At 72.9% G+C, this 12230-nt stretch carries 9 protein-coding genes and 1 tRNA gene; 6 read left to right on the forward strand and 4 right to left on the reverse strand.

Annotated elements, in window-relative coordinates:
• The first annotated feature begins 119 nt into the window (after positions 1 to 119).
• Complete coding sequence (locus AC068B_RS16720; protein WP_478672248.1) at positions 120 to 2051, forward strand: pre-toxin TG domain-containing protein; 1932 nt, start codon at positions 120 to 122, stop codon at positions 2049 to 2051.
• Positions 2041 to 2394: a hypothetical protein gene (locus AC068B_RS16725; RefSeq protein ID WP_478672249.1), complete on the forward strand. Its 354-nt coding sequence runs from the start codon at positions 2041 to 2043 to the stop codon at positions 2392 to 2394. Before AC068B_RS16720 ends, AC068B_RS16725 begins: the two co-directional genes overlap by 11 nt.
• A gap of 65 nt (positions 2395 to 2459) precedes the next feature.
• Here AC068B_RS16725 and AC068B_RS16730 read toward each other — a convergent pair whose 3' ends face one another.
• The 3 genes from AC068B_RS16730 to AC068B_RS16740 form a co-directional block, all read right to left on the reverse strand.
• Positions 2460 to 3362, reverse strand: a complete 903-nt coding sequence (locus AC068B_RS16730) for a cellulose-binding protein (RefSeq protein ID WP_478672250.1) — start codon at positions 3360 to 3362, stop codon at positions 2460 to 2462.
• A 236-nt stretch (positions 3363 to 3598) separates the two neighbouring features.
• A complete protein-coding gene (locus tag AC068B_RS16735; protein ID WP_478672251.1) occupies positions 3599 to 6412 on the reverse strand; it encodes an SUKH-4 family immunity protein in 2814 nt (937 codons plus the stop codon).
• A 7-nt stretch (positions 6413 to 6419) separates the two neighbouring features.
• The gene (locus tag AC068B_RS16740) at positions 6420 to 7415 is read right to left on the reverse strand and encodes an SMI1/KNR4 family protein (RefSeq protein ID WP_356263085.1); all 996 of its coding nucleotides are present in this window, start codon (positions 7413 to 7415) and stop codon (positions 6420 to 6422) included.
• Positions 7416 to 7702: 287 nt separating this feature from the next.
• Here AC068B_RS16740 and AC068B_RS16745 point away from each other — a divergent pair, with 287 nt between their 5' ends.
• The gene (locus tag AC068B_RS16745; protein WP_478672253.1) at positions 7703 to 8290 is read left to right on the forward strand and encodes a YwqJ-related putative deaminase; all 588 of its coding nucleotides are present in this window, start codon (positions 7703 to 7705) and stop codon (positions 8288 to 8290) included.
• Positions 8291 to 8352: 62 nt separating this feature from the next.
• The gene (locus tag AC068B_RS16750; RefSeq protein ID WP_478672254.1) at positions 8353 to 8883 is read left to right on the forward strand and encodes an SUKH-3 domain-containing protein; all 531 of its coding nucleotides are present in this window, start codon (positions 8353 to 8355) and stop codon (positions 8881 to 8883) included.
• A 32-nt stretch (positions 8884 to 8915) separates the two neighbouring features.
• Here AC068B_RS16750 and AC068B_RS16755 read toward each other — a convergent pair whose 3' ends face one another.
• Positions 8916 to 10244 carry a sensor histidine kinase gene (locus AC068B_RS16755; protein WP_478672255.1) on the reverse strand — a complete coding sequence of 443 codons (1329 nt, stop codon included), beginning with the start codon at positions 10242 to 10244 and terminating at the stop codon, positions 8916 to 8918.
• A gap of 257 nt (positions 10245 to 10501) precedes the next feature.
• Here AC068B_RS16755 and AC068B_RS16760 point away from each other — a divergent pair.
• Positions 10502 to 10574: transfer RNA gene (locus AC068B_RS16760), tRNA-Gln, on the forward strand.
• A 133-nt stretch (positions 10575 to 10707) separates the two neighbouring features.
• On the forward strand, positions 10708 to 12156 hold the full coding sequence (gene glmU / locus AC068B_RS16765; protein ID WP_478672256.1) for a bifunctional UDP-N-acetylglucosamine diphosphorylase/glucosamine-1-phosphate N-acetyltransferase GlmU: 1449 nt from the start codon (positions 10708 to 10710) through the stop codon (positions 12154 to 12156).
• The last annotated feature ends 74 nt before the right edge of the window (positions 12157 to 12230 follow it).

Genomic DNA, 12230 nt, shown 5'->3' on the forward strand with positions numbered 1-12230 from the left:
CCAGGATGTCGCGGTGTTACCGTACTCGCTGGTAACCATTTCTGGCGGGTACCCGTCAGAAAGGCAGCTCCGGGGGGTCACATCGTCATGGGCGTAGTGCCCCCATGACTTAGGAACGCATGCACCACAGAACCACCACCCGGCTGGTCACGACGGTGACCGCCCTCTCCCTCTCGTTCACCGCGGCCGTCGCGGCGGGCAGCCCGGCGGCCGCCGCCGAGAAGAAGCCCGCGAGCCTCCTGGAGATCGCCGAGCGGGTCTCGCACTACGCGCACTGCGACGATCTCGGCCTCGTCGAAAAGGCGGGCTGCCTGAAGGAGTTCAGCCGCAAGGCGCTCATCGCGGGCGTCGGCACCGCCCTGTTCCTCTACGGGACACAGTCGATCATGAAGGACCACGGCGCCCGGTTCAAGACGCTCGACACGGAGCTGAACGCACTGGGCAAGCTGAAGCTCGCCGAGCTCAAGGACCCCTCGTCGACGTCCGACCCGAAGGAGCAGGAGAAGATCCTGACCCAGGCGGTCAAGACCGCCAAGGCCGCGGGGCCCCACCTGAAGAACCTCGCGACGAACGTCGCCAAGGCCGACGAGATGATGGGCACGACGAGCGATTCGCTCTACGCCCTCAGCATTCTCACCGTCGTCGTCGGTGACTACGGCTTCCCGCCGTCGAGGGACGTCAAGCCCGTCAAGGACACCACGGACTGGGGCAAGGAGCTCAGGGAGCTCAACGCGGCGTTCGACCAGATGAACAAGGGCTTCGCCCAGATGAACCGCGGCCTCAAGACGATGAACGACGGCGTCGACGAGGTCAACACGGGCCTGGCCAAGGCCAACAAGGGGATCGCCAAGGCCAACAAGGGCATGAAGGAGATGAACGACGGCATCGCCCAGGCCAACCGCGGCATGAACACCGCGAACAAGCACGTCCCGGGCATCAAGAAGGGCGCCGAGCGGCTCAGCGAGCTCCCCGACATCGACTTCGACTTCTCCCACGTCGGCGACTCGTGGGGCTCCGGCTCCTCCGGCCTGGACGAGGCCACCCAGCAGCGCCGCATGTCCCTCTTCCTCGACCTGATGCCGGGCATCGGCGACGGCAAGGGCATCGTCGAGGCGCTGACCGGCAAGGACCTGGCCACCGGCAAGGAGCTCAGCGGGGCGGAGCGGGCGGCCGGTTCGCTCGCCGTCCTGCGCTGGCTCAAGGTCGGGGCGAAGGTGGGAGCGAAGGCCCTGACCGCCGACGACGTCCGCAAGGCCCGCAAGGGCGGGGGCGCCGCCGCCACCTGCGCGAGCAACAGCTTCCTGCCCGGCACGCCGGTGCTCATGGCCGACGGTTCCACCCGCCCCATCGAGCAGGTGGTCGAGGGCGACCAGGTCCTCGCCACCGACCCGGGCACCGGACGCACCGAGGGGCAGCCCGTCACCGACCTCATCGTCGGCAGCGGCGAGAAGAACCTCGTCAAGGTCGGCGTGCACATCGACGACGACCGCGGCGACCGCACCGCCTCGATCACCGCGACCGACCTGCACCCCTTCTGGACCAGCGACACGGACCAGTGGACCAACGCGGCCGACCTCGCGCCCGGGATGACGCTCCGGACCGACGCGGGCGCGCCCGCCAAGGTCGACGCGGTCACCTCGTGGACCGCTCCGACGCCCGAGGTCCGCAACCTCACCGTGGCGGGCACGCACACGTACTACGTGCTGGCGGGCGACACCCCCGTCCTGGTGCACAACGCGACCCCGTGCAAGCTGATGACGTCGGCCATCGGCAAGGACTCCCAGCTGTCGAAGGCCGCGCAGCAGGCGGGCAAGAACCAGACGGTCCAGCGCGACCTCGACGGTCTCTTCGAGCAGCTGTCCCGTGGAAACATGAATCCGGGTCTCGGCAGCAAGGCGCTGACGGGCACCGACATCACGTACGCCCGCGGCCGGAACGGCGGACGCCTGTTCTTCCGGAACGTGGAAGGCGGCATCGAGATCGTCGGCAAGTCCGACAAGGGCAACGAGTCCAAGGTGATTGCGAGGCTGAAGCAGCTCTATGGAAAGTGACCCGCAGCTGCTGGTCGAGGACGACCGGTTCACGGCTCTGTTCATGCTGGGCGCGGACGACCGCGCCGAGGACGTCGAGAACGTCGACGCCGAACTCCGGCTGCCCGACGGCACGAGGTGGAGCGCCACCTTCATGACGCTCCGCGAGATCGCCGCCGTCATGGACCGTTGGCGGCAGACGGGCGAAGCCGCGGGCGGCGCGTTCTTCCAGTGCCAGGACCTGGTCGTGGTCCCGACGGGCGGGGTCGCCGCGATGATGACGGCGTTCCGCGCGATCGTGGACGAGGGCGGCCCCGAGGGCGTCCTGCCCGAACTGGACGACCTGGACGACCTGGACGACTAGGGCCTGTCCGGCGGGCCCCTGCCCACACTCCCCCCGCCCGCCCACCGGCGAGCGGGGGAGATCCCCTACGGCGTCTCCTCCGCCGGAGCCCGTCCCGTCAGCGCCGCCAGGCTGCTGCGTACGTGGTCCATGTGTGCCCGCACCTCGTCCCACTGCTCGCCGTGTTCGCGCAGGATCCGTTCCGTCTCGCGGGTCACCCGTTCCTCGCTGAGGACCGCCTCCGCGACGATCTCCGCGCCCCGCGCCTCCGCGTCCTCCTGCCGGTGCCGGGCGGACTCCTCCGCCTCCGCGAACGCCCGCGTCGCCTCGGCGAGCCTCGCCTCCGCCGCGGCCACCCGCTCCGCGTCCCGCGCGTCCGACGCCGCCTCGCGCTCGGCCGCCTCGCGCTCGGCGGCCTCCCACCGCTCGCCCTGCTCCTTCTCCTGCTCGGCGAGCAGCCCCTCGCACCGCTGCCGCATCTCGCGCAGCGCCGCCAGCGCCTCGCCGCGCCACGCCTTCACGTCCTGCCGGGCCGAGATCCTGGTCTCGTCGGCCGTCGCCCGGTCCGCGTGGAGGCGCTGCCCGGCCCGCTCCTCCGCCGCGGCCCCGACCCGCTCGGCATGGTCGCGCGCGGCCTCCCGCACCTCCCGCGCCCCGGCCTCGGCCTCTTCCGTCAGGGCCTGCGCCTCGGCCGCCGCGGTCTCCCGCAGGGCGGCGGCCTCCGCCTCGGCGAGGGTCAGGATCTGCCGGGCCCGCTCGCCGAGCGTCTCGTACGTCTGGGGGGCGAGCCGCGACACCGCGTCCCGCAGGTGCTCCGCCTCCGCCTCCATGTCCTTGGCGAGGACGGTCAGCCGGGCCGCGCGCTCCCACGCCCCGTCCCGCGCCCCGGAAAGACCGGCGGCGTACGCCTCGACCTGCTCGGGGCGGTAGCCGCGCCCCCGCACGGTGACGAAGCCGTACGGCGACGACGATGCACCGCTGCTGCTCATCCTTGGATCCCCTCTCCGACGTACCGCACGCGTACAGCGCGATTGGCGCACATCTTGATGGATCAAGCGGAAGCGCTCATAACGCGACACTCCGCCCACCCCACCCGGTCAAGGATGCGTCAATTGGGGTTAGAAGTCGGAATCGGGGCGTCATTCCTGCCGTGCACGCCCCAAATGGGGGAGGCGCCCGCCCCGTACCCGGGTCGGGCGCCTCCTCACTCACGTACCGCAGCGGGCTACAGCAGCCCGTCCCACATCTGCTCGAGGAGCACCGACCACCAGCTCTCCGGCGACGCGAGCGCCGCCGGGTCCAGCGCGGCCAGCTGGTTCTGGAAGTCGACGGTCCAGCGGCCCGCCTGCTCCTGGTTGAGCCCGAAGCGCAGCCGCCACATGCGGCCGAGCAGCGCCATGCAGCGCGCGAACTCGGGCAGCCCCGTGTTCACGAACTGCGGCGGCACAGGCGCACCGCCGGGACCGGCCTCGACCGGCACCGCCACTATGTTCGCCGTGCCGTACTGCACGCACAGCGCACGCCCGAAGTCGCTGCCCATGACCAGGTACGACCCCGCGTCGGACGCAGGCTGCACCCCGCGCTCCTGCGCCAGCTCCGCCAGCGTCGGCACCGGACGTCCCGGCTGCGCCTGCGCCCAGAAGAACGGCCCGAAGTCGACGGGCAGCCCCGCCACGACGAGGGTGTGCGCCACGATGTCCGGCACGCCCTGGCGCGACACGGCCCGCTGGTCGAACCGGAAGACGCCGGGCCCGAAGGCCCCGGCCAGCTCCTGCGCGACGCCTTCCGGCGGGATCGCGGGCGCGGGCGGCATCTGCTGCAGCGGGGCTCGCACCGGCGCGGGCCTCGCGGGGCCGTCCGCGACCTGGTGCAGCTCGCCCTGGTGCGCGAGGAGCTGCTGCATGCCCTGCCGACGGGACGCGTGGTCCCTGCCGTACGGGGCGATCGACGTGATCCGCGCCTGCGGCCAGGTCTCCCTGATCATGCGCGCGCAGTACGCGCCGGGCAGCTCGCAGGACTCCAGCTCGGTGTGGAGTTCGAGCACCTGCTGCGGCGGCACGTTCATGCCGCGCAGCTCGTGCAGGATCTGCCACTCCGGGTGCGGAGTGCCGGGCGCCGAACGGCGGATGAGCTGCTGCTCGGAACCGTCGGCCGCGCGGTAGCGCAGCACGGCCTGGTAGCCGGGGCCGACGGTCGGCTGACCGGTGGGCTGCTGGGGGTAGCCGTAGGGCTGCCCGCCGGGGGGGCCGGGCATTCCGGGAGCGCCGGGAGCGCCGGGGACCTGCTGGCCCGGTGCGGGCGGCGGAGGCATGCCGGGGGCGCCGGGGCCGCCGACCGCGGGTCCGGCCAGCATCGTCGCGGCGTGGTGGACGCCGCCGCCGGGGGGCTGGGGGGCGCCGGGCGGGGCGGGGGGCTGGGGGGCGCCGGGCGCACCGGGGGCTCCGGGCGGGCCAGGAGGCTGGGGCGCACCGGGAGCACCAGCCGCACCGGGCGGCTTCAGGCCACCGCCCAGGCTCGGGTCGGCCAGCATCGTCGCCGCGTGGTGCACACCACCGGGAGGCGTACCGGGAGCGCCGGGCGGGCCGGGGGGCTGGGGCGCGCCAGGGGCACCCGGGGCACCGGGCGGACCGGGAGGCTGCGGGGCACCAGGCGCACCCGGAGCGCCGGGCGGGCCAGGAGGCTGGGGCGCACCAGGCGCGCCAGGAGCACCAGGCGCACCGGGCGGCTTCAGCCCGCCGCCCAGGCTCGGGTCGGCCAGCATCGTCGCCGCGTGGTGCACAGCACCCGGAGGCGTACCGGGAGCGCCGGGCAGGCCGGGAGGCTGCGGGGCACCAGGGGCACCGGGAGCACCGGGCGGGCCAGGAGGCTGGGGCGCACCGGGCGCACCAGGCGGCGTCGGCGGTGCCGGGGCGGCAGGCGCGGCGGGGGCTCCGGGCGGCTGCGGGCCGTCCGGGCCCAGTGAGGAGACGAGCTGCGTCGGAACGTAACCACCGGCGGGCGTGCCGGGAGCGCCGGGCCCGGAGGGCGGCGGCGCACCCGCCTTGCTGGTGGCGGCGTCCGCGATGTCCCCGGCCCCCGGAGCGGCGGGCGGCTGCGGATATCCGTACGCGGAGGCGTCGGGGACGCTCGGCGGCGGAGGCGTCGGCGAACCGGCGGGCGGCTGCGGCGCGTTCGGCGGCGGCCCGGCGGGGGCGGACGGCGCGGGGGCGGACGGCGCGGGCGCCTGGTTGTTGCCCAGCGCGGGCGCGATCGACGTCGCAGGCAGCTGGCTGCCCCCGTGCATCAGGGCCGTCTTGGCCTCGGGCGCGGTGGCCGGGGGCGGGGTCTCGTCGCCCAGATCGGTCAGCTGGGGCGCGAACACCGTCGCGGGCAGCGGCACCGAATGGTCCTCGCCCGCGTCGGCGTTGGTGTCCGTACCGGCCCACGGGGTCGCCCCTGCGGGCACGCCCGCGGACGTCGCGGGCAGGCTGTCGTCGGGCGCGGGGACGTCGTCCCCGACGGAACCACCGGCCGCGGGCCACGGCGTACCGCCACCGGGAGCGGCAGGCGCGGCGGGGGCTTCAGGAGCGGCGGCCGCGGCAGGGGCCACGGGCGCGGCAGGAGCGGCAGGCGCCGCCGGAGCCTCCGGCTCCGAACTCCCCGCGTTCGCACGCCGGTCCGGGATGCCGAGCTTGTCCGCCGCCTCCTGGAGCCACTCCGGAGGAGTCAGCAGGAACGACGTCTGATTGAGGTCGACCCGCTCAGGCGGAGTCGGCGGCGCATCCTCCGGCACCGCGTCCGGCAGCCCGTACTCCTCCTCGTACCGCCGGATCACCTCGCCCACCGCGAGGCTCGGCCAGAGCGTGGCCTCGCCGCTGTCCCGGGCGATCACGAGCCGCTGCCCGCCGCCGTCGGACACCGGACCGTTCTCCCGGTCCTCGGCCCACACCACGAATCCGAGTTCGAACTCCCGGACCCGCACCTCACGGTGCTGGTAGCCGGGCACATCGCCGTTGATCCATTCCTCGGCGCGCTCCTGCGCCTGCGCGAAGGTCACCATCGTTACGTCACTCCCCACCCGAGGACACGGGGACGGCCTGCGCGAAGCCGCCGTCCACCATCAGGTTCGCCACGGTCTCCAGCTCCGGCGGATTGCCCGCGAGCCGGGACAGGAACGCGTCGAAGTCGTCGCCGCACGGCAGCAGCAGCTGCCGCACCCGCTCGGCCGGGGGCCACCCGGCCGCTTCCGAGACGTCACGCGCGTCGTCGTACGCACAGAACCACACCGAGCCGATGCGGTCGCCCTTGACCTTCACCGCGAGCAGACCGCCCTGCACGAAACCGACGCACAGATAGTCCTTGGTGAGATGGTCGCGCAGGCACTTGTTCACGTACACCAGGTCGTTGACCGCGGCCTCGTCCCGCACCGTGAAGAACGGCTGGTCCACGAGGAGCCCCAGCTCGGCGTCGAGCGCGGCGCCGACCGGCGCACAGCCGCCCGCGGCCTTCAGGAACGAGCGGTAGGCGCCCGGCAGCCGGTAGCCGAGGTCCTCCTCGACGCCCTGCACCTGCTGCTCCGTCACCGCGACCGAGGCCTTCGGCAGGTCGAAGTGGGCCGGACGCGTCTCCTGCAGCGGACGCGTCCCCCTCTTGTTCTGGTCCACCGTCGTCGTCGCGATGCCGCCGTGGTGCCGCAGCAGCGCCTTCACCTCGACGGGGACCAGTTCGAGACGGCGGCTGTTCGGCACGTGGTGCCAGGTCCAGCCGTGCGGGGTCGCCACCGCGGGAATCGTGTCCCACAGGTCGTGGCCCGCCGCCGCGAGCGCCGCGTTCGCCGACACGTAGTCCGTCAGGCGCAGTTCGTCGACACCGAAGCCCTCCGGGGGCTCGGCGATCTCTGCGGCCGCGCGGGCGTACGCCGAGAAATCCGGGTAACCGTGCTCGTCCACCCGCACACCTCTGGGATGGCGGGCGGCACGGACCGGATCCGGGAAGTGCACTACCTGCCCGGCGTAGGCCGCGTTCGGCGGCGCGGACTGCTGCCCCAGCCGACCTGTCGTCATGGCGGTTGCCCCCTGCGGCACTGTGGAAGATTCTGATTCGGTTTCTGCGGTTTCTGGTCCTGCGATGTCGACACAGCCTATGCGCAAGGACGACACCGGTCACCGGGCCTCCGGTTCCATGACCACCAGCCACCGGACGGTCACCGTGTGACGAAACCCGACGGAAAGCCAGGCGTGTCGCAGTGCCCCAGCTTCCGCACCACCCGCCCCATTTGGCAGGCTGTCCCCGCGACGCGGGGGCGTTGTACGCGCGGTGACGACCGCGAGCAGGGGGAGGGAAGAGAACGATGCAGACGGCACAGAGCGGCATGTCCGGCCACACGCTGTCCACGACGGCAGGCGCCACGACCGACGACGGCGCGGCCCGGGGCACGGTCCCGACCGCCGCACAGGCCGCCGGGGACCCACGCGTCGGCTGGAGCGCCACCGCCGCCCACGCACCCGTCCTGCGCCAACGCCGCGACGGCATCCTGCCCACCGTCGCCGCCGCCCTCTCCGTGCGCGGACAGACCACCCTCACGTGCACCGCGGGCCGCGGCGAGGAGCCCCCCACGCTCCACCCGCTCGTCCAGGACTTCCTTGACGCCCTCACCAGCGGGCAGCGCGAGCGCTTCACCGGCCGCTGCGCCGAGGCCATCCTCGTCTCCCGCCACCTCACGGCGGCCGACGCGAGCCGCTCCAAACGCGCCTCGCGCAAACCCATGACCAACGGCGAGGCCCGCAAGGCACTCAAACACGCCAAACTCACCACCCGCCGCATCCGCGAGGACGGCGACCCCCTGCACGGCCACTTCGCGCAGCCCTGCCGCTCCTGTACCGCCCTCACGGCCCACTTCGGCGTCCGCGTCGTCGACCCCACGGCCACCGAGGCCTGAGCGCCTGTCCTCGGACCCCCGCCTGCCGCCCGCCCCCACCACCGAACGAGGGCCACCACCCCATGCACCCGGACCACCCCGCCACGGCCGCCGCACCCGGCACCGGCGGCAGCACCCGCTTCCCCGTCCCCGTAGACGCCGCGCTCCGCGCCGCGGGCTGGCGTCCCGGCCACTGGGACATAAAGCAGGCCGAGATCTGGGCCGACGCACTGCGCCGCCACACCTCACCGGCCGGGCACCGGCACACCGTCTTCCCCGCGGCCGTCGAGGCCTGGGCCGAATTCGGCGGCCTGCACATCACCCCGCAGGGCCCCGGCCGCCAGATAGCGCCCGCGACCGTGCACCTCGACCCGATGTACGGCCTCCACCTCGCCCGCACGCTCGGCGACCTGGGCCGCGCCCTGGACACCGAGGTCTGCCCCATCGGCGAGGAGCCGGACACCCAGGCGCTGCTCGCCATCGACACCGAGGGCCGTGTCTACAGCCTCGACCACAGCGGCGACTGGTTCCTCGGCGCCCACATCGACCAGGCCCTGGCCACCCTCATCACCGGCGCCCAGCCCACCCGCCTGTCGGCGAGCTCGGGCATATAGCTGAGGGAGACGGCCCGGGGACACCGGGCCGACTACCCCGCCACCACGGCCCCCGCGGGCAGGACCGCCGACACCCGGAAGCCGCCGCCGTCCGTCGGGCCCGACACGAACACCCCGCCGAGGCCGGTGACACGTTCCTTCATGCCCACCAGGCCGTTGCCGCCGCTCGGCAGGCGGGCGTCGGCCGAGGCGTCGGCCTCCGGCGGGGGTTCGTTCTCCACCTGCATCGCGATCTCCGCATGGCGGTGCGCGAGCCGCACATACGTCTTGGCGCCCGCCGCGTGCTTGTGGACGTTGGTCAGCGCCTCCTGCACCACCCGGTACGCCGTCTGTTCCACATCGGCCGCATAGTCGCGCGGGTCGCCCTCCACCGACAGGTCCACCGCCATCCCCGCCGCCCGCGACTGGCCCACCAGCTCGTCGAGCTCCGCGAGGCTCGGGCCGTCCTCGTCCACCGCGCGCGACGCCGCCGCGGCGGCCGCGAAGCCCACCGCGGCCAGCGGCAGCGGCTCGGCGGACTTCTCGGTCTTCGCCTTCGTGCCGTCGACGGTCCGCAGCACCCCGAGCATCTCGCGCAGCTCGGTCAGCGCCTGGCGGCCCATGTCGCCGACCAGCGCGGCGTTCCTGACCGCCTTCTCCGGGTCCTTCCGCGCCACCGCCTGCAGCGCCGCCGCGTGCACCACCATCAGGCTCACCCGGTGCGCCACCACGTCGTGCATCTCGCGGGCGATCCGCGTCCGCTCCTCGTTCCGCGCCCACTCCGCGCGCTCCTCGGCGCGCTCCGCGAGGAGCTGCAGCTCGCGCTCCAGGCTGTCCGCGCGCTCGCGCATGCCCTCCACGAGGCGACGGCGCGCTCCCACGTACAACCCGAGGAGCACCGGCGGCGCGGTCACCCCGACCGCGGCGGTCACCGCGAAGAACGGGATGAACTCACTGCCGATCGAGGGGCTGCCCTCCGCCATGTCCTGGTTGGCCCGCACCAGCGCGACGACCAGGGTGCCCGCCATCGACATTCCGGCCAGGGCGCCGGTGATGCGGCGCGGCAGCTCCGACGCGGCCAGGGTGTACAGGCCCACGACGGTCAGCAGGACGCCCATCTGGGCGGGCGTGATCGCGATCGATATCAGGACGACGGCGATCGGCCAGCGCCGCCGGATCAGCAGCGAGGCACCCGCGAGCACACCGAAGCCGATCCCCACCGGCACGGGCAGCCCCGCGTCCCGCGCGAAGGCCACTCCCTCCGCCCCGCACTCCGCCGCGGAGAGCAGGGCGAGCCCCACATCCAGCGCGGCACCGCGCCACCGCTCCCACCACCACGGCCCGGTCATGGCCGTGGTGCGGTCGTCCCCCGTCGTGGTCATGTCTTCCAGCGTACGGGCGTTCCGCCCCGGTTTTCCGGTGAGTTTCCGGCTCGGTGATCCAGCACACGCCCTGTTCGACCGGAAGCGAAACCTGCCGTTATCCCTCGAACTGCTGAACCCCTCATGGTTTAGGAGCGGACGTCCGCATTCCGCGACCGGATGCCGATCTCCACCGTCGCGTCGGAGGGGCTCGGTACGGCATAGTGTTGCGTGCCGACTCGGCAACCTGACGGAATGTCCGGTTCGTTCGAGATTGATCCCCCATGGTGTAATCAGGCAGCACTGCGGTTTTTGGTACCGTCTGTTCAGGTTCGAATCCTGATGGGGGAGCTGCGCTTTTTCTCCGGGTCCTGACCGCCGAGGTCGGGACCCGCCCTCATTTCCACGCCACTACGCCCCGGTATCCTGCGGATGTCCTCCCACAGAGGAACCCCAACCCATCCGAAGCCGAAGGGCATCCCCCGTGAGCGCAACCTGCCCGGCAGCCGTCGTCGTCCTCGCAGCGGGTGAGGGCACCCGTATGAAGTCGGACCGGCCCAAGGTCCTGCACGACATCTGTGGACGTTCCCTCATCGGGCACGTGCTCCACGCCGCCTCCGCGCTCTCGCCCGAGCAGCTCGTCACCGTCGTCGGTTTCCAGAGCGACCAGGTCCGCGAGCACCTGGGGGCCATCGCCCCGCAGGTCCGCACCGCCTACCAGGCCGAGCAGAACGGCACGGGGCACGCCGTCCGCATCGGGCTCGATGAGCTCGGCGGCTCGGTGGAGGGCACCGTCGTGGTGGTCTGCGGTGACACCCCCCTGCTGACCGGCGCGACGCTGCAGAAGCTCGCCGCCGTGCACAGCGGCGACGGCAACGCCGTGACCGTGCTGACCGCCGAGGTGCCGGACGCGACCGGCTACGGCCGCATCGTGCGCGACATCACCGACGGCTCCGTCACGGCGATCGTCGAGCACAAGGACGCGACCGAGTCGCAGCACGAGATCCGCGAGATCAACTCCGGGGTCTTCGCCTTCGACGGCCGACTCCTCTCGGAGGCGCTCGGCAAGGTCCGCACGGACAACAGCCAGGGCGAGGAGTACCTGACCGATGTCCTGGGGATCCTGCGCGAGGCCGGGCACCGCGTCGGCGCCGCCGTGGCGGACGACCACGAGGAGATCGCGGGCATCAACAACCGCGTCCAACTGGCACAGGCCCGCCGCACGTTGAACGACCGGCTGCTGACCGGCGCGATGCTCGCCGGTGTGACGGTCGTGGACCCCGCATCCACGTGGGTGGACTCGACGGTGACGTTCGAGCGCGACGCGATCGTCCACCCGGGCACCCAGCTGCACGGCGCCACGCACCTGGGTAAGGGCGCGGAGGTCGGCCCGAACACGCGGCTGAAGGACACCTCGGTGGGCGCCGGTGCGCGCGTGGACAACAGCGTCGCGGACAGCGCGGAGATCGGGGACCAGGCCATCGTCGGCCCGTTCGCGTATCTGCGGCCCGGCACCCGGCTTGGAGTGAAGTCCAAGGCGGGTACGTATGTGGAGATGAAGAACGCGACGATCGGCGACGGCTCGAAGGTGCCGCACCTGTCGTACGTGGGCGACGCGACGATCGGTGAGCACTCCAACATCGGTGCCGCGAGCGTCTTCGTGAACTACGACGGCCAGTCCAAGCACCACACGACGGTGGGGTCCCACTGCCGCACGGGTTCGGACAACATGTTTGTGGCTCCTGTCACGGTCGGGGACGGTGCCTATACCGCCGCCGGGTCCGTGATCACGAAGGACGTGCCGGCGGGTTCGCTGGCCGTCGCGCGGGGCCAGCAAAGGAATATCGAGGGCTGGGTGGCCCGTAAGCGTCCGGGGAGCGCGGCCGCGAAGGCGGCGGAGGCGGCGTCCCGGGAGCCGGACAGCGCAAGCTGACCGGAAACAGGTGCGTCTGACACGGCGTACCGTGATAGGTGCACACAATCGGCCGACTCGACGCACCGGGACGC

Source organism: Streptomyces sp. NPDC042371, assembly GCF_056437465.1.